This is a genomic window from Lachnospiraceae bacterium oral taxon 500 (genome assembly GCA_002999035.1).
Lineage (GTDB): Bacteria > Bacillota > Clostridia > Lachnospirales > Vallitaleaceae > W11650.
Window position 1 is genome coordinate 2,439,972 of sequence record CP027241.1, and the last position, 16,216, is coordinate 2,456,187.

Sequence of the window (16,216 nt, forward strand, 5' to 3'; positions counted from 1 at the left end):
CAAGAGGTAATTATTAAAATACCCTCGTTGCACTATTTCCGCTGGAGCTGTCCTCATTATTATCCCCGCTCCTCTTAAGCTGTAATCTGCCCTCGATAGCTCTAATTTGATCTTCCTTATCAAGGTCTAAGATTAGGGAGCCTACCAACTCTTGAGGCTCTGGGAGCTCTCTTTCCTTTTTATCTTTTGGGAAATACTGATAGGTAGTTTTCATAGAGCCTTTAGCCCCGCTACGCTTAATCTTAATATCCCTCTCGGTAAGATCCCCATACTCCCCAGCTAAACCGATAAGAGCCTTAATATCCGTGATACCTCTTTCCCAGAGCTGGAGCTGTTTCTCCTTATCCTTTTCGTCAAGGTTAATCATCTGTAAGAACATCCTAAGCTGTGGCTTATGCCCTGCTCTACAAATCTCGCAACCCTCTCCTTTACAGAGTACCATACGATCTCTGCCCGATCCGTCCACATCCAGCTTATGTACTTCATAAACTGGAAAATCAAACTTAGGCTCCTGCGTTCCCTCCTCTACGCCTACCTCTCCTTTATGGAGGAGGCGTACCGTTGCGGTATCCCCGTCATCCTTAAGCTGAAACCATCCTGTTTTAGTGAATGTACCACCGTCATACTTGTTAATTAAATCCTGCAAACCCATTATTATATCCTCCTACTATCCTTTATTTTTTCGTGTTTACATCAGAGCCTTTACAGCCCCTGCCATCGAATTGATGGCAAAACTTTTATCTACAAACTTGCCCACCACTACATCCGCTTTATGTTCGTCTGTCTTGATGAGCACTACCGCCTCTCCTCTTAGAATTGCTAAGAGTGTTCTTAAACCTCTCATCATCTCTCTACCTCCTTTGTTTCTCGCCTTTTGCTTGATACTTAACTTAATCAGCTAACTCTGGATTATTTAGAGAGAAACTCCTGCTAAAACAAACTTTTTTCTGATACTCTTAAAGTAGTAGTTGGCTGTTGCTGGAGTACAATTAAGAGCCTTTGCAACTTCCCCCTTAGAGCCCCCGTCCATAAGGATCGTTACCGCTACCTGCTCCTTATCATTGAGGGATAAGCTGTTAATAAGGTCTTGAAACTCAAAATCTTTAACATCTGCACACTCTACCGTAAAGTAGCTATCCATCTCACATCCGCCCTCTTTGTTAATCTCTGTAAGAGCCTCATAAGATACTGGAGCAGATCCTGTATATCTCTTTTTGCGGGTAGCCTCGTTATACAGACGGTTAAGGTTTTGCCTTACATACGCTTTAAGGAGAGTAGTAAATGCTAAGCCTCTTGCCTCGTCAAAGTCCTCAATCGCCTTAAGCATTGGCATATAGCTCTCTGCGATCAAATCCTCATACTCGCTATGTGGAATTGAGCTAAGGTAAGGTGTTACCAAAATTCTTAAAAGCGGTGTATTCTGCTTAATGAGCTCGGCTAAATAGCTTTCATCTCTGCTATCCTTGTAGTTTTTAACTAACATTTCATTTGTAAATCCTTTATTCATCCTGTTTTCCTCCTTTAATATCCTGTGAGGTAGTCAAACAAGCTACCTCCGTACTCTTTGGCTAAATCATTGATGTCTTTTAACTGGGTATTCCACTTGAGATTGGTAAATCTGAAACCTTTGGGGATTAAGAGCCTTTTAATCTGCTGAGCTCCTTTTCTTCCCGCCTCATCGTTATCTGTGGCTAAGATGTATTTTCTGAATGGAGCTCGCTCCAGTTCTCTGCACTGTTCATCTGAGATATGAGAACCCATAATCGCTACTGCGTACTTTCCGTAAGAGATAAGAGTTAAGGCATCTATCTCGCTCTCTGTGAGCCATATCTCACTCTCTGATGTAGCTATCCCGCTCTCAAAATGCCCGTTACAGAGTTCCCAGAGCCCGAACACTTTAGAGCTTTTGTCTATATCCTTAGCGTTATAGAAATGTTTGCCTTTAATGCTCCTGCCCTTGTAAAAAGCGATTTTCCCATCCATACTCCTAACTGGGAAAAGGATTGTGCTATCATCCCCGTCAAAGCCCAGCCTAAACGCTGGTAGGATCCAGTTGGCTATCTTTCGTTTGTGGAGATACTCACACGCCTCTGGACTGTCTAAGAGTGCCTGCGTGTACTTTTCCTCCAGCTCTTCATCCATTGAGCTTGTACTCTTTTCCTCTCCTCTGTAGAGGTTTAGTTGTAAAGGCTCTCTCTCTTTCGTTGAGTAGTTATATCTACCTACCAGCCACTTGTAGCCCTCCAAAGAGTTTCTAAGCCTCAGCATATCGGCGGTAAATTGCGGTAAATCTGCTGTATATCCACAAGTGAAACAATGTACTGTTCCTGCCTCGTATGTCTTACCGTTTACGCTTTTCTCTGCCTTACTCACTCCGCACGATGGATTACGCTCCTTACCGCCTCCGTGAAATGGGCAAGTACACATAAGATCTGAGCCTGTATCCTTTACCTCTCTGAGTAGCCCACTACCGTATAGCTGGAGTTTTATATCCTTGAGTACTTGCTCTACGGTAGCTACAATGGGCACTTTCCATACCGTAATCATTTCTTAGACTTCTTCGGTGCGGTCATCTTGAGCATTACAACCTCTGTAACCTTGAGGCACTCGCTGAGTACTTCCTGTGGGAGCTCTCCGCTTTCTACTGCCTTAAGAGTTGCATCCTCATCTACTACCTCTACGGTCTTAATACAGCTTTTAAGTCCTCTCTCGTGGAGCTCTCCTAAGAGCTTTTCTTCTTCAATGCTCTTACGCTCCTGCACGATACGCTCAAATCTGTATCCGTCCTCATCCGTGTAATCTTTCTCGCCAGCCTCCAGCATCGCATCCTTGAGGAGTGCCTTATACTTTTCCTCCTCTTTCTTTGCTTGCTCAAAAGCAATCTTGCGGGCTTTGTACGCCTCTCTGATTTCCGATAAATTCATCTGTTTACCTCCTTTAATCCTGTTTTGTTGTATATCATTCTCTAAGTTATAGAGATTGACAGTAAAAATATATAGAGTGGGGCACTCCCTCTGCCTGCCCCACTCTATCGGATAGAGCACATTATGTATTATATCTCTAAATAATAGAGATGTCAATACATATTTTTCTGTTTTACAGAGTTTTTTCTCTGTTTTTCTTTACATTTATTCCGTTTTACTGTATAATTGTATTATTCCCTAAGAGAGGAGGTGTTAAATATGGATCAAACCTTTGCTAAGGCTCTCACTTACTACCTAAGCCTTAAAGGTAAAACCCAACAAGATCTAATCAACGATCTCGGCTACAGCTCCTCTACCGTTTCCCAGTGGTGTACTGGTAAAAATACCCCTCGTATGGATAGGATAGAGGCGGTAGCTAACTATCTGAGGATAGATAAAGTTGACTTACTAAGGGATCCCGTGATGTTCTCTCAAAAATCATTCACTACGGATCCTGCTCTTATCTCTAAGCTACTTGAGAGTAAGCCCCCTTTATATGAGCTCTTTAAGCTCTCTATCACACTCTCAGATATGGATCTGGAGCTACTTATCGGGATAGCTCATAGAATAAATGAGCTAATGGATACAGACAATAAGGATCTGTAACCGACTATCCCTCAGTATTTACGGTACTGAGGGATTTTTCTTTAGAGAGTTATCCCTTTACTTTGAGCTCTGTCTTTTAGTGCCAACCTGTTACCCTCTTTCGTAAAATCAATGTAAGCCAACGGAATACCGTAAACCTCACTTATTTTCTGCCCCATCGCTATATTAGGAGCGGTCTTTCCCAGCTCCCAGCTTATAATTGTTTTCTCTGTTACACCCAGTAGCTGAGCTACCTCTTTCTGAGAATAGCCATTCTGCATCCTGCAAGCTACTAATCTCCATTTCATCTCAAAAAATCCCATTTAACAGCCCTCCTTTTCCGCCTTAAATTTCTCTAAAGCCTCTGGAGTTACAAACTTCTTAACAGTCGGTACCAATATCTCCTTTTCTACCGCCTCCAGCTTACCCATCTGGATATTGCGGTAAACCGATCTCTCACTTACTCTAAGCTGTTCGGCTATCTCTGCTACAGTAAATAATTTTTCATCTACTACAGGCACGGGAGCTACTTCCTCTGGAATATCAAACTTGTTTTTATACCAAGCTCTAAAAATATCTCCAGCCTGCCCGACCATTCTACCCGCTATAAGTTCGCACCCCGCCAGCGTTACCTCATAAGTTGGTTTTTTACCCTCGCCCTGCGGGATAAAATGACTTTCTGCACTCCCTCCTAAAGCCTCACAGTACTTACGGATAGCTCGGAGGAGGTTATCGTGCCTTTTTCCAAGCACTTCCGCTATGTCCTTACTGCTTACCATACAATTTACCTCCTTTTTCTAACTGGTACTTAACCTAATCAGAAAAGGAGGTAACTTTTAGAGAGAATTTTATAATTTTTTTTTCGGATGTATAATAGAGAGTTTTTCGTGAGGGCTATTTATCATTGTATTTACATCTATTACTACCTTATGCTCTAAGGCTATTGAGATCATAGTAGCTACTAAATCCATCTGCTCCCCGCTTGTATAGCTTACTGGATGTAAATTTCCCTCATCCGTGAGGTACATCGCTACAAGCCTGCCCTCTGGCACTCCCTCTCCGTAAGTTTTCTTAAAAGCCATAATCTTTAGTACCTCCTTTCCCGTCTGCTACCTCTGGATTATCCTCCGTTTTAATCAGCGGATCCAAGTATCCCGTGTTAATATCCCATATCATTAGTACCTCTTTATTATTCATTCCGTACCTATTCTTTTTGATAGAGAGCTTAAGTGTTCCAGCTATCACGGATAAGGCTATAACCCTTGTAGCATTCTGCCCTATCCCATCACTTTCCGCCAGATCATGTAGCTCTGGGCTCTCTCCCTTTTTACGATTTTTAACTGCCTCTCTGTTCGCCTGTGCCATTAAAAGTACTGGCTTTTTAAGCTCTTTCGATACTAAGAATAAATCCTCTGCAATATTGCTATACGCTATCCTTGTTATCTCTGCCCGCCTTTTATCACTCATAAGAGAGAGCTGGTCTACTACAATCATATCGGCGTTATGCTTGATCGCTAAACTCTTTATCTCGTCTGCGTTCGGCTTTCTTCCCCCAAAATCATCGGGAGTAACTACGATAAATCCGCTCTGAGTAGAGAGTAGATTGATATAGTCCTCATAGTCTGCTTGTAAGTACTTTCCTCCGTCTGTGCCTCTCTTATCTCCCAGCGTATGAGCTCCATTTAAGAGCCCCATATTAGAAAAATGCTTGTTTAGAGTATCAAACCTAAAGCCTACCATCTCCTTACTCATCTCTCCAGAATAAAAGAGAATTTTATGCCCCAATTTCCACGCCATTGCCGCAAAGTATTCTCCAATCCAAGTCTTACCTATATTAGTACGCCCTGTAATTACTACAAGCTCCTCTCCCCACATCCAGCCATTTGTAAGCTCGTCCAGCTTATCAATTCCAGTAGGAATCCCGATAAGCCCCTTAACCTCACAACGCTTTTTATAATCATCCAATCTATCCTTAGCATTAGAGATAATGTCATACCCGTCCTTGTTTTTGCTTACTGGGATAGCTCTCTCAAGGTTTTCTATCTGAGCCTTGATGTACTCAATCGCCTTTAAGCTGTCCTCTCTTACTAAGTCTGCGGTTTCCTGTACGATAGGTACCAGCTTTGTATAGATGTATGCCTCTTTCAATTTAAGCACTAAATAATCTACACTCTCTGTTACCTCTAACATTTGAAAATCTTTGAAACGCCCTAAGAATGTAATTTTATCTGGCATCTGCTTATAGCTGTTATAGTGAGTAGTGATAAAATCTACCTCATCCTTACAAGTGAGGAACATTTCAGAGGTTACTCCGTTGGCATTGAGCAGCTCTAAGTCTGTAGCCTCTAAGATTTTACATATCAAGCTCTGCTCAATCATACGCCTAACCTCCTATCCCCGCCTTTAATTTCGATTATCTGAGAGCCTCCAAATACCCTACTCGCTATCCGATCTCCCAGCTTTTCCTTTAGCTGATCTGGAGATAAGTTACTTGTATATATCGTACACAGCCCGTTAGATGATCGCCTGTTTATAATACTTACCATACGCTCCGCTACCCACTCTGTTACACGCTCCGCCCCTATATCATCTATAATTAAGAGCTTACAGCTATTTACCATTTCAAGCATCCGCTCAAAGTCGGGCTCCTTATCGCTGTAACTGTTCCTAAGATCCTCTAAGAAACTTGGTAAAAAGATAAATAGCCCCTCATTTTCAAGCCCCGTATTAAAAGTGATTTTTCTAAAATAGTGGCTCATTATCTTACACGCCCAGCTCGTTTTCCCAGTGCCCGTACTTCCTCCCCAGATATAAAGCCCTTGCCCGCTCTCTACCATCTGGAGTACATTCTCCTTATAGTCATTAAGAGCGGTAAACGCCTTTAAGTCTTGTCCATCTGGAGTGAGTTTTATTGTGTATCTATACTTTTCTGGCATCCTACTAAGATTAAATAAAGCCCTAAGTACCCTGTACGCCCCGCATAACTCGCTACAATGAGCTCTATCCATCTTACAGTAGTTGGATGCAAAACATTTCATCTTACTACCCCCCTTTTCACTTCGGCGGTCAGATCTTCATAATTCCGTATTCCTTTATTCCATCTGTAAATTAAAGTACACAACCTTAACCCAGTTTCGTCTGAAATTTCTTTTAGTGTTCTTCCTCCACACAACCTCTTTGTACGATCTTTTACTGGAGCATTTAACGGTAGCCCTTTACTGTGCCTATACTGTAAACAATGAACATCCACTCCCATATCTCTCGCCACTTCTGATAAACACTTCTCTCCTACCCTAACTGTACTCCGCTTATTTCTCAACTGACACTCCATAGGCACCCACCTACAATTACTCGGTTCATAATTTTCGTCATTGTCTGCCCTGTCTATCGTTAGGCTCTCATCATACCCGTTAGCCATAGCCCACTCATAAAAATTATCATAAGAAAGCCACTCATCGCATACAGTTATTCCTCTGCCTCCGTAATTCTTATAGGCTTTATTTTTAGAGTTAGTACATCTACTACGCATACCTTTCCAAATAGAGTATAGACGATTAGTTATCCATCTACCGTTAGTCCTAACCCCCGTGGAATACCTCCATCTTTTTTCAAAACATTTCATCTAATCAACTCCTATCTTTTACAATAAACTCTCCAAATTTCTGCCTTATAATTGCCTTGCACCTTTCACACCTCTTACCGTTACTTCTTGCACTCCAAGCGTAAACGGTATTTATACACCCACAAAAAGGGCATTCCACAATATAATAAGATTTTCCATTTGCCTCTGGATAGTAATTACAATCACAAACTTTAACACTCTTTTCCATCAACATCTCCTCCCTACTTTTACCTAACATAATCACAAACGATAGAAAAAATTAGAGGAGAGTTTTTACACCCTCCTCACTCTCTTAAAATTCTATAAGTTTTCCACTCTCATCTCTGGCTAAGCTGTCTGGATCAAACTTTTTCATCATTGCCCCGTCATTATATTTATTAGACTTTTTGAGGGGGAAAATATTACGCCATCCATTCTCTATACTTTGCTTAGCTATTTCAATCGCCACTAAGGGATCATCCTTTGAATACTCACTAAGTAAGTTAGCCCATTTAGCTACTGAGCTCGCCTTATATCCTAGCTTACTCTCTTTATACCAGTTATGATAGAGCCTAAGAGCCTCTATGATTTTCTCATTTTTAGGATCCTTATAGATCTCACCTATCGTAACCTCTTTTGAGTTTTTCTTTTCTAAAGGAGCTTGCTCCCCATTTATCTCTGATAAATGGTTATTTTTTTGTTTCTTAGTATTATTTAATAGATTAGTCTTTTGGTACGGATTTTTTTCCGTACCCCTGTCGGATTTTTTTCCGTACCCTGTCGGATTTTTTTCCGATAGGTAAGTAGGAGTATCCGCTATTAGAGCTAAGTATTTTTTTCCAAGTCTGTAAAAAGAGAATGTACCAGCCTCTTTTACTGTAATATGTTCCAGTACCTCCTTTTCTACTAAGCCCTTTAACCTCCTGTATAAGGTATCTTTAGTGATGCTTAATATTGGCAAATCCTCTAAGATCCCCTCATACTTTACCCAGTAGTACTCTTTTTCGTTTATTAGCCTTTTTACTATCCGCTCCGTGCCTGCAAAATCTACAAACCATCTGAGGATTATAAGATCTGCTACACAGAGATCTAATTCTACTGCCTTAGCTTGATTAAAGCCCTCGATCGTGTATTTCATATCTACCTCCAGTAAAAAGGGAGGAGGCTTGCCCCCCTCCCCCCGCTGTGAGTGTTACTCCATCTCGGAGATTACCTGCTCGATGTTCTCAGAAACTTCATCAAAAGCCTGCTTGATAATAGCTTTTCTCTGTTCTGGATTAGTTCCTCCATCAATCACAATACTCATACGGACGGTAGGCTTGCACCAGATACCGCTTTTATTCTGTATACTCATACCCAGCTCAATATCTACACCCGCTACCCTCGCTGTAAAGTTCTTATTTGCCTGTGCCATCTGTAATACCCTCCAATTCTCTTAAATTTTTCTCTCTACGCTCCAGCCTTTTATTAAGTTCTGTTACAGAGCATCCAAACTTTTTAGCCAGAGATTTCTTGTAGATAAATGTTCCGTTATTCTTCGCCTGCTGGCGTTTCAACTTTCGGCTGATACTTCCCATTAAGTTCCTCCTCCATTTCTTCTACGCTGGAATAATCTCCGCCTGCTGTTTCGATAGATACTGTAGATGGCTGAGGATCAATAATTACTGTGATGTTACAGCAATTACTCTCAAAATTAGGGAGATTAGAGCTATATCCGTAATTATCCCCTACCCTCGTTCCCAGAGCCTGTGAGATGATGTTGTTAAGTCTTTTACCGTTTACTTCGATTCCGTACCCGTAATCCTTAGCCTGTGCGTTCGTAAAATGAATTTTTACCATAATCCTTTACCTCCGTTATTCAATTTTTATGTTGATACATAACTTAATCCCATAGAGGTAAAAAATTTAGAGAGATAAAATATTATTTCTCCTCAATTTTGAGTAAAAAAAAGAGAGCTTTTACACTCTCCTCATATATGAGTTTTATTTTCTTCTCCGCTCTTTAGCGGGTAAACTTGCGTATTGTTTAATTGCCCCAAGCCCCTCATCTTTCCAGTATCTATACTCGTTTTCATCCCTTACAGATGGCGGGATTACCTTAGCATCTTCCCAGAGGCGTATAGTCTGAGTAGATACGCCTACTATGTCTGCTACCTCTTTTCTCGTATATACTCGCTCTTTTGTATCCGCATCAATCGTAATTACTCTCACTGTAGCACCTCCTTATATGTCCCCAGTATATCATATTTGTAATAATTTGTTAAGTATCGTTTTAATGTCGGCTTTCGTTCCTTTTCCGTCTACGATACGATCAAAAAGATCTTTATTTTCCACTAAGTACTCCTCCACTCCCTCATCAATAGAGCCTTTTGCTACCATAGAGATAATATTTACAGTGCCTACCGTACCGATACGATGTGCTCTATCTTCCGCCTGTGAGTTTTCTCCAGAGTTCCAGAGTTTATCCACAAAGAATACATAAGATGCCTTATTAAGTGTTAAGCCTGTACCCATCGCTCCGATAGTACCGATAGCGATCTTACAATCTGGATCCGTCTGGAAACGCTCTACCTCTTTCTGGCGTTCCTCTGGAGATACCTTACCTGTGATATAGATAGGATTATACTCTTTTAATGCCTCAACATAGAGGGAGGTTATCTGTTCCCATTGACTAAAGATAATAGCCTTGTATCCGTTCGGGATAATCTCCTCATCCAGCATATCCTTTATACGCTCCAGCTTAGGATTATCCTCTGTAAAGAGCCCTCCTGTGAGCTGTCTTAATCTAAGAGTACAGCTAAGAGGATTTACGGTAGCAAGGATATTTTCTAAATCAGCTATGATACCATTTTTAATATCTCTATACAGCTTTTGCTGAGTTACGGAGAGCTCCACATACTCGGTAGAATAAATTTTAGGAGGGAGGTCTAATACTTCCTCTTTCTTTCTTCGGATCATAACCTTATTTAACTCAGCATTGAGGCTTTCTAAATTCTTATGCCCTACTACCTTGTATCCTCCGTATCCGCCCAATACACAGTAAGCATTACGGAAACTATAAAAGCTCCTTTTCTCCACTCCTAACCAAGTGAGAATATTCCAAAGATCCTCCGCTTTATTCATCGGTGTACCAGATAATCCGATTTTTACAGGGCTCCTAAGAGTTCTCAAGGCTTTTCCCTGCTGGCTACTTCCGTTTTTCGCTTTGTGGATCTCATCTACAATAATCGCTCCAATGTAGCCATCCTTAATCCCTAAGTAAAGGGCATCCTGTATCGCTTTACTTCTTAGGCTTTCTATATTGATAATTGCAAAAAACTCAGCCCCTCTAAACCAATCATTTACAGCCTCTACTCTCTGAGGCATCGTTTTCTGGTCTATTACTATACATCTCTCCTTAGAGTGAGTACGGATCTCCTTTTCCCAGTTATATTTTACAGAGTTTACCCCACATACGATGAGAGTTTTGATAAGCTCCTTTTTCCGTGCTACACAAATATCAATACTCTCCTTTGTTTTCCCTAAGCCCTGCTCATCGCCGATAAGGAGGCTATTTCTATTGATACCATAATTAAAAGCCTCTACTTGATGAGGGAGAGGCTTAGTAGTAAAGTCAAAATCTACTACGGGCTTAATCCCCTCTAATCTCTCCTGAGTATTTTTTCTTTTATCCTCTATCTCCTTAGTTTTGAGGGAATCTAAAATGTCGCTCTTTCCCGTAATATTATGTATACCTACCTTAGCTACCAAATTAGGGAGCTCGTAAGCTGGAATTTCCCACGCTTTATCATCTGGGAGGTATCTCCTCTGCCCTAACTCCTTTACCTTAGCTACCGTATCATAATTGTACTTAAATGAGATCCTAAAAGCATCCTCAAAATATGTACCTTTTTCTAATTTTTCTACCATTATCATATAAACAAACCTCCTGTGATTAATTGTTAATTATCCTAATCACGGGAGGTTTTTATTTTTAGATATCCCTTATATAATTATTATATTAAGCTGAAATTCTTATTTCTATCGTATATTCTTTAGTTTGTATTCGTTCACAAAACTGTCCATCTTAACAGCATACACAATTAAATTATATTTTTTCCCTGTATTTCAAAATACTCTCGTAAATTTATAATCGGTTGCTTTCCATCGACAGAATAATCTTCTAAGTCAGATGATAAAAACACTTGTAAATAAATATTTTCTCCCGAATTCTCGTTTAATATTTTTAGCTGTTTTATTACTTCAAATACATTTTTACAATCAATTAATTTGTATAAACAAAAAAAGGTCCCTGCTGTATTCCTATAAATTCTAAACCGATCTAACTCAAACCTATTTCACCTATAAATCATCAATGGTTTTAATGGTATTGTTTTCAGGGAAACTCAGATTTTATTTCTAAGCTCATCTATTATTTTAAGTTTTTTGAATTTTGTTAAATTTCTGCCTAAGGGTTTTGCTTTTGACATCTGCTATTAAAATCCATTCACCAATTCCTATTTTTAATAAATAATACCCTTGCCCATCATCATAATAATTGGCAAAAATATGAGTCCAACAATCCAGACCACTGTTTCCAATCTTAAGCCATAAACAGTATGTCGCACTTCTTTTCGATTTAAATACTTTGATAAAAAGAAATTGATACATGTAATAATAATATGAAACAATAAAAGAGCAATGTATTGCCCTTTTTCCGTCTTAAATAAATAAGGACTAATCTTACTTAAAAGAAATATACCTCCAAAATAATCTATAACTACAATAATAAGTCCATATCCACTAAATTGTACCATCTTTTACTTCTCCAATCCATTGCCCGCTTAGTACCCGTTCCGACAAGCTTGATATAGCGTTTACTGTCAAAGGCAATCCCTCCCGCTCCGTACCCTCGCTTGCCAGATAAAATAAACGGCATCTTTGGCCGAACAGCCGCCATCTTATAGCTGCGCCTTAATCCAGCCTGCCAGCTCGGTATCTTTCTCCGGCAAGTCCTCTACAAAAAAGGGATCCATATGAGAAAGGAAATGCCAATCCGGCTCTCCTTTTTTACGAACAATCACTGCTTCGCCGTCCTCCGAGCCACGATAGCAGCGGTCTGCTTCATAGCCCATTTCTGCCAAAAGCCGGCTTACCCGATGATAATTAGCTTCTCTGGCTGTGATATAAGCTTCTGCGTCTTCGTTATCAATCATATACGCATCCACTAAGATAGCGCCCTGAGCCATGCCGCCGTCCGGCACATCCATATTGACCAGTTCCCACCAAATAATATCGACTTCCTCCTCATCCGGAAACATAAACCGGCTCAGCGGAATTAGGTTTCCCCGGTGTTCGGCTGCCATATAATCCGGCAGTTCTTCCGGCCGCAGGCTTTCATAAACATAGGTTTCACCCTCCACTTCCTCCTGCCATATCCGGTAGCCGGGAAGCCCGGCCGCAAACTCCCGCCCGCTTTCCAAGGTGTCAAACAGCGCCAATAAAGTTTCCCGTCCATTTTGAATAAAAGTTAGCAAATACATCTTTCTCCTCCTGCCGCTAATTCCGGTGTAAATTGCAAGCTCTAGCCACTGCTACCGGATTCGGTGCAAATCCTAAAACCTCAACCGCCGCCAATCTGCCCGTTCGCTCCCCCCGCTTTCCATTCGCCGGAACATTTTTTAGCCAATCCGCCGTTCAAAGCCTAAGTAACGAGTACCCTGAAACGACAACTGCCCCCGATCGCCCTCGGCCAGCATGCCATACTCCGACCCGCTGAGCCTAAGCTCCATCCGGTCACCACTGGCGACCTCAAAGGTTACATAGTATGCCGTGGAATTTCTCCTGCCGCTTCCACCGCTATAACCCGATACTTTCGCCCGCCTGCCCACCACCAGCGCCTCGACCGTCAACCGGGGCGATTGATTATTGCTCGCCCATTCGCCGATCGCCTTGACCAGCGTTACCACAAACAGCGTCAATATCAATAGGAACATCAGCGGAAAAATAAACTGGATGATGTTAAACATGTTATAGCCAAACATTCCTTTCCTACCTCCAAACACTTTTAAGATTGATATAGCAAAGTTTTCTTTGCTTCCATTTCTCCAAAAAAGTTGCCGTCGCCCGCAGTACCTCCGGCGGCAACCCCTTTTCCCTACCAGCTTTCAATTTGTATTCCAGATTGTTGATCATGGCCTTTTGACAGTCAAAATGCTGCGGCGCGATAAAAAAGCGATCGCCCTTTTCACCAAACGAAGAATATTCATCGACGATAAAATAAAACATATTCTTGGCGTAGTAAGCGTTATCTTCCAAATTTCGTTCAAATAAAGTCTTGGCATCGACCATTGACTGTCTGGCCAGCACGATACTGCACAATTCCTGCCCGGCCAGCTTTTGCCGAATTTCCAGACAAGAAAGCGGCTCCCGCTCCTCATCAATATAGTATCCACCAGTGGTCATATCAAGCATGATCCATTTTTTCCGCTTGAGGTCATAAATTTCGGTCACAACATGATTGTCAAAATCATAGGGCGAATACGGCATAATGGCAATTCGTCTGGCTTTGATTCCCACCGCCATACAGCATTCCGCCAGTATCTTGGCTTTATTCAAACAGTTAATTCCATTTTCCGGCTTTTCATAGCAATATTCCAGCAAAGCCAAGCTATTGCGCTCAATTTGGTTGTCATAATCCCCCTTATGTTTCAGCTTGGGCGCAAAATGGCGCATCAGCCGGACGGCTCGCTCAAAGTCCGTTCCTCGGCCGGCTTTGCGCTTTAAATCGTATTTGGCTGTCAGTTCAGCATATTCTGGGCAGTCCGTTTCATAATGAATGGCTGCATCGCTGCCCGCCAAAAAATCCTCATTGTTTTTTAATATGCCGGTGTAAATATTGTATAATTCCCGGTTAAACTCTTTTTGCTTCATGAAAAGTTCCCTCTTAAACTTCTGTTATCCTTTTTCCGTTATTTTTTATCAGCACTTCCCAATACCCCTTTTGACTGCTGCCTACCCGCTTGATAATGCCCAATTTCTTCATTTTATTTAAATAATATTTCACTCGGTCAAGCGTCCAGCCCAATTTTGCAGCAATCTCTTTTTGGGTAAAGTCAGGATTATGTTGCACTGCTTTTAAAATATTCCGATCTTCTTTTGTCAAAATCAAATTCTCTTTGAGATTAGTAGCTTGGGTAGTAGCTTGGGTAGTAGCTTGGGTAGTAGCTTGGGTAGTAGCTTGGGTAGTAGCTTGAACCATATCATGTGCCGATTTTCGATACATATTTACCCGGAAATCTCCGTCAAAATCAAGTATCTGAGGTGCTGGCAAGTCATATTCTTTACATTCTTGAAAAACTCTGGGAATACCAGTGCCCCATTTTTCAATAATTTTCATATAAGCAAAAGCATTGGCAATCGCAGGATTACGCAGTTTAGAATAGCCCTCTGTCATTTTTTTAATTGAAACTGTCGGCAAAAGCATTCCCGGAGAAGTAATCTCCAACCGATCATCAAATATTGCCACCTGAATATTTCCGGGTGCTAAGTAACTGCGATGAACAACGGCATTTGCTATTAACTCCCGCACACTGCCAATCGGTAATTCATAAACATCTTGCCTATAAACTCCATTTATCCTCATTCCCATATTGATTTTTTCAAGTACATATTGAAATGCTGCTTCCACCTGATTTTGAATAGAACCATCATATTCCCTGCGATCAACAAAATATGCGCGAGTCTTACCTTTAAAAACTGCACACTGAATAATTGGCTGTGTCTGAAGCTGCCCAGTCAGCAAAGCATACGCATTCGTAGCAATAAGCTTTCCATTTTTTTCTTTCAAAATTCCCCATGTTAACAGCGTGTTTTGTGTCACATCTCGAACAGCAGACCTGTCTCTGTCATTCCAAGTATTTTTTAAAGCCATTTCTTTCATTTCACGACATAACTTTTTGCTATCTTTTGCCGTTACTTTCAGACCCTGGCAAGGCTCACTGTCAAAGTATCGATTTTGTCCTTCTAAAATCAACTCCTTTAACATATAATCTTCTGCAGGCCTGGATGTGCCCGCTACTCGAATATATGTTCCTTTAACTAAGCCCTTTGATTTCAAGTAGTACGGCCGCATCGGCCCTGGAAAAATTTCTACCACAATTACAGTCTTATCCTTTATTGTCTGTAATGTAATATTGGGGTAAATTTTAGGCTCACAGCTGTCTGATATAGCATTGGTAATGGTATCCATTGTCTTAAAAATCGTATCTGGATTTATACCGATAACTTTCAGATTTTTATCAGCAATACCAAAAACAATACGCCCTCCATCCGTATTGGCAAAGGCAACAACTGTTTTCATATAAGTTTCACTTGACGCAACCTCTGCCTTATATTCCACATGAACAGATTCGCCGGCAAGTAATGTATTTTTCATTACAAATTTCCCCCTCCTTTCCATCGCTCCGGGCAAAAGCGGCAAAGATCCCTGCCGCTTTACTTGTTTTTTCATCAAGCCTCTATTTCAGCGCTTCGCCATCCTTAAAGGCCGTTCCCACCGACTCACCCAGTACCAGATATTGATGGCTGACCGGGTCATAGGTAATCGCCCGAAGCTCGGCTGGATCCGGCTGTCCATCTTTATTTAAAGCCGCTTCCGCAACGCTGACATTGACGATCTCACCGATGATATTTCCCTCCTCGGTAAATCTGACCAGATTACACTCCAGCGCCATCGGCAAATCGCTGATTACCGGCGCATTGACATATTCGCTGCGCAGCACATGAAAACCGGCTTTTTCCAGCTTATCGGAAACCGTGTTGCCGGAAACAAGGCCGACATAATCCGCCGCCACAACATGCGCGGCATCCGCAATATTGACCGTAAAGGCTTTTTTTGCCCTGATATTTTTCGTTGTCTTATGTCCGTCGCTCAGGCAAAGAATCACCTGATTAGTATCATAAATCCCGCCCCAAGCAGCATTCATCGCATTCGCTTTGCCTTCTTCATCATAGGCCGCTACAATCAGTACCGGCATCGGGTACAACCAAGTTTTCTGTCCGAAATCTTTTCTCATGCTTTTTTCTC

General features: G+C 41.4%; 23 protein-coding genes. 1 reads left to right on the top strand and 22 read right to left on the bottom strand.

Features of this window, described 5'->3' with window-relative positions; all coding sequences use genetic code 11:
• Window positions 1–13: 13 nt before the first annotated feature.
• The 4 genes from C3V36_11155 to C3V36_11170 form a co-directional block, all read right to left on the bottom strand.
• Window positions 14–652, bottom strand: coding sequence for a hypothetical protein (locus C3V36_11155; protein ID AVM69746.1), 639 nt, complete (start codon window positions 650–652; stop codon window positions 14–16).
• Between the two features lie 261 nt (window positions 653–913).
• Window positions 914–1,507 (bottom strand): sigma-70 family RNA polymerase sigma factor, encoded by a 594-nt coding sequence (locus C3V36_11160; GenBank protein ID AVM69747.1) that lies wholly within the window; start codon window positions 1,505–1,507, stop codon window positions 914–916.
• 14 nt (window positions 1,508–1,521) lie between these two features.
• Window positions 1,522–2,547, bottom strand: a complete 1,026-nt coding sequence (locus tag C3V36_11165; protein AVM69748.1) for a DNA primase — start codon at window positions 2,545–2,547, stop codon at window positions 1,522–1,524.
• Window positions 2,544–2,924, bottom strand: coding sequence for a hypothetical protein (locus tag C3V36_11170; GenBank protein AVM69749.1), 381 nt, complete (start codon window positions 2,922–2,924; stop codon window positions 2,544–2,546). Before C3V36_11170 ends, C3V36_11165 begins: the two co-directional genes overlap by 4 nt.
• 258 nt (window positions 2,925–3,182) lie before the next feature.
• Between C3V36_11170 and C3V36_11175 the strand changes: the two genes are divergently transcribed.
• Window positions 3,183–3,569 (top strand): hypothetical protein, encoded by a 387-nt coding sequence (locus C3V36_11175; protein AVM69750.1) that lies wholly within the window; start codon window positions 3,183–3,185, stop codon window positions 3,567–3,569.
• Window positions 3,570–3,610: 41 nt separating this feature from the next.
• Here C3V36_11175 and C3V36_11180 read toward each other — a convergent pair whose 3' ends face one another.
• From C3V36_11180 to C3V36_11265, 18 genes are all read right to left on the bottom strand, one after another.
• Entirely contained in the window at window positions 3,611–3,871 is a 261-nt protein-coding gene (locus tag C3V36_11180; GenBank protein AVM69751.1) for an XRE family transcriptional regulator, read from the bottom strand.
• Entirely contained in the window at window positions 3,872–4,327 is a 456-nt protein-coding gene (locus C3V36_11185) for a transcriptional regulator (protein ID AVM69752.1), read from the bottom strand. It abuts the gene before it with no gap.
• A 69-nt stretch (window positions 4,328–4,396) separates the two neighbouring features.
• Window positions 4,397–4,630 carry a hypothetical protein gene (locus C3V36_11190; protein AVM69753.1) on the bottom strand — a complete coding sequence of 78 codons (234 nt, stop codon included), beginning with the start codon at window positions 4,628–4,630 and terminating at the stop codon, window positions 4,397–4,399.
• Entirely contained in the window at window positions 4,620–5,927 is a 1,308-nt protein-coding gene (locus C3V36_11195; GenBank protein AVM69754.1) for a DNA helicase, read from the bottom strand. Before C3V36_11195 ends, C3V36_11190 begins: the two co-directional genes overlap by 11 nt.
• Window positions 5,924–6,586 (bottom strand): DNA replication protein DnaC, encoded by a 663-nt coding sequence (locus C3V36_11200; protein ID AVM69755.1) that lies wholly within the window; start codon window positions 6,584–6,586, stop codon window positions 5,924–5,926. Before C3V36_11200 ends, C3V36_11195 begins: the two co-directional genes overlap by 4 nt.
• On the bottom strand, window positions 6,583–7,170 hold the full coding sequence (locus C3V36_11205) for a hypothetical protein (GenBank protein AVM69756.1): 588 nt from the start codon (window positions 7,168–7,170) through the stop codon (window positions 6,583–6,585). Before C3V36_11205 ends, C3V36_11200 begins: the two co-directional genes overlap by 4 nt.
• A gap of 4 nt (window positions 7,171–7,174) precedes the next feature.
• Window positions 7,175–7,378 carry a hypothetical protein gene (locus tag C3V36_11210; protein ID AVM69757.1) on the bottom strand — a complete coding sequence of 68 codons (204 nt, stop codon included), beginning with the start codon at window positions 7,376–7,378 and terminating at the stop codon, window positions 7,175–7,177.
• An 84-nt stretch (window positions 7,379–7,462) separates the two neighbouring features.
• The gene (locus tag C3V36_11215) at window positions 7,463–8,287 is read right to left on the bottom strand and encodes a hypothetical protein (GenBank protein AVM69758.1); all 825 of its coding nucleotides are present in this window, start codon (window positions 8,285–8,287) and stop codon (window positions 7,463–7,465) included.
• 54 nt (window positions 8,288–8,341) lie between these two features.
• Window positions 8,342–8,563 carry a hypothetical protein gene (locus C3V36_11220; GenBank protein ID AVM69759.1) on the bottom strand — a complete coding sequence of 74 codons (222 nt, stop codon included), beginning with the start codon at window positions 8,561–8,563 and terminating at the stop codon, window positions 8,342–8,344.
• A gap of 116 nt (window positions 8,564–8,679) precedes the next feature.
• On the bottom strand, window positions 8,680–8,988 hold the full coding sequence (locus tag C3V36_11225; protein AVM69760.1) for a hypothetical protein: 309 nt from the start codon (window positions 8,986–8,988) through the stop codon (window positions 8,680–8,682).
• A 144-nt stretch (window positions 8,989–9,132) separates the two neighbouring features.
• A complete protein-coding gene (locus C3V36_11230) occupies window positions 9,133–9,360 on the bottom strand; it encodes a MerR family DNA-binding transcriptional regulator (GenBank protein ID AVM69761.1) in 228 nt (75 codons plus the stop codon).
• Between the two features lie 30 nt (window positions 9,361–9,390).
• The gene (locus C3V36_11235; GenBank protein ID AVM69762.1) at window positions 9,391–11,064 is read right to left on the bottom strand and encodes an ATP-dependent helicase; all 1,674 of its coding nucleotides are present in this window, start codon (window positions 11,062–11,064) and stop codon (window positions 9,391–9,393) included.
• Window positions 11,065–11,651: 587 nt separating this feature from the next.
• A complete protein-coding gene (locus C3V36_11240; protein AVM69763.1) occupies window positions 11,652–11,945 on the bottom strand; it encodes a hypothetical protein in 294 nt (97 codons plus the stop codon).
• A gap of 144 nt (window positions 11,946–12,089) precedes the next feature.
• The gene (locus C3V36_11245; protein ID AVM69764.1) at window positions 12,090–12,671 is read right to left on the bottom strand and encodes a hypothetical protein; all 582 of its coding nucleotides are present in this window, start codon (window positions 12,669–12,671) and stop codon (window positions 12,090–12,092) included.
• 138 nt (window positions 12,672–12,809) lie between these two features.
• Entirely contained in the window at window positions 12,810–13,157 is a 348-nt protein-coding gene (locus C3V36_11250) for a DUF2500 domain-containing protein (protein ID AVM70534.1), read from the bottom strand.
• 22 nt (window positions 13,158–13,179) lie between these two features.
• Complete coding sequence (locus C3V36_11255; protein ID AVM69765.1) at window positions 13,180–14,061, bottom strand: hypothetical protein; 882 nt, start codon at window positions 14,059–14,061, stop codon at window positions 13,180–13,182.
• A 13-nt stretch (window positions 14,062–14,074) separates the two neighbouring features.
• Entirely contained in the window at window positions 14,075–15,565 is a 1,491-nt protein-coding gene (locus C3V36_11260; GenBank protein AVM70535.1) for an ATP-binding protein, read from the bottom strand.
• A gap of 82 nt (window positions 15,566–15,647) precedes the next feature.
• Window positions 15,648–16,205, bottom strand: a complete 558-nt coding sequence (locus C3V36_11265) for a flavin oxidoreductase (GenBank protein AVM69766.1) — start codon at window positions 16,203–16,205, stop codon at window positions 15,648–15,650.
• Window positions 16,206–16,216: the final 11 nt, after the last annotated feature.

Bases quoted from the DNA above. Each gene is read 5' to 3' on its own strand.
- C3V36_11155 (AVM69746.1), bottom strand. From the start codon at position 652: ATGGGTTTGCAGGATTTAATTAACAAGTATGACGGTGGTACATTCACT.
- C3V36_11160 (AVM69747.1), bottom strand. From the start codon at position 1,507: ATGAATAAAGGATTTACAAATGAAATGTTAGTTAAAAACTACAAGGAT.
- C3V36_11165 (AVM69748.1), bottom strand. From the start codon at position 2,547: ATGATTACGGTATGGAAAGTGCCCATTGTAGCTACCGTAGAGCAAGTA.
- C3V36_11170 (AVM69749.1), bottom strand. From the start codon at position 2,924: ATGAATTTATCGGAAATCAGAGAGGCGTACAAAGCCCGCAAGATTGCT.
- C3V36_11175 (AVM69750.1), top strand. From the start codon at position 3,183: ATGGATCAAACCTTTGCTAAGGCTCTCACTTACTACCTAAGCCTTAAA.
- C3V36_11180 (AVM69751.1), bottom strand. From the start codon at position 3,871: ATGGGATTTTTTGAGATGAAATGGAGATTAGTAGCTTGCAGGATGCAG.
- C3V36_11185 (AVM69752.1), bottom strand. From the start codon at position 4,327: ATGGTAAGCAGTAAGGACATAGCGGAAGTGCTTGGAAAAAGGCACGAT.
- C3V36_11190 (AVM69753.1), bottom strand. From the start codon at position 4,630: ATGGCTTTTAAGAAAACTTACGGAGAGGGAGTGCCAGAGGGCAGGCTT.
- C3V36_11195 (AVM69754.1), bottom strand. From the start codon at position 5,927: ATGATTGAGCAGAGCTTGATATGTAAAATCTTAGAGGCTACAGACTTA.
- C3V36_11200 (AVM69755.1), bottom strand. From the start codon at position 6,586: ATGAAATGTTTTGCATCCAACTACTGTAAGATGGATAGAGCTCATTGT.
- C3V36_11205 (AVM69756.1), bottom strand. From the start codon at position 7,170: ATGAAATGTTTTGAAAAAAGATGGAGGTATTCCACGGGGGTTAGGACT.
- C3V36_11210 (AVM69757.1), bottom strand. From the start codon at position 7,378: ATGGAAAAGAGTGTTAAAGTTTGTGATTGTAATTACTATCCAGAGGCA.
- C3V36_11215 (AVM69758.1), bottom strand. From the start codon at position 8,287: ATGAAATACACGATCGAGGGCTTTAATCAAGCTAAGGCAGTAGAATTA.
- C3V36_11220 (AVM69759.1), bottom strand. From the start codon at position 8,563: ATGGCACAGGCAAATAAGAACTTTACAGCGAGGGTAGCGGGTGTAGAT.
- C3V36_11225 (AVM69760.1), bottom strand. From the start codon at position 8,988: ATGGTAAAAATTCATTTTACGAACGCACAGGCTAAGGATTACGGGTAC.
- C3V36_11235 (AVM69762.1), bottom strand. From the start codon at position 11,064: ATGATAATGGTAGAAAAATTAGAAAAAGGTACATATTTTGAGGATGCT.
- C3V36_11240 (AVM69763.1), bottom strand. From the start codon at position 11,945: ATGGTACAATTTAGTGGATATGGACTTATTATTGTAGTTATAGATTAT.
- C3V36_11245 (AVM69764.1), bottom strand. From the start codon at position 12,671: ATGTATTTGCTAACTTTTATTCAAAATGGACGGGAAACTTTATTGGCG.
- C3V36_11250 (AVM70534.1), bottom strand. From the start codon at position 13,157: ATGTTTAACATCATCCAGTTTATTTTTCCGCTGATGTTCCTATTGATA.
- C3V36_11255 (AVM69765.1), bottom strand. From the start codon at position 14,061: ATGAAGCAAAAAGAGTTTAACCGGGAATTATACAATATTTACACCGGC.
- C3V36_11260 (AVM70535.1), bottom strand. From the start codon at position 15,565: ATGAAAAATACATTACTTGCCGGCGAATCTGTTCATGTGGAATATAAG.
- C3V36_11265 (AVM69766.1), bottom strand. From the start codon at position 16,205: ATGAGAAAAGATTTCGGACAGAAAACTTGGTTGTACCCGATGCCGGTA.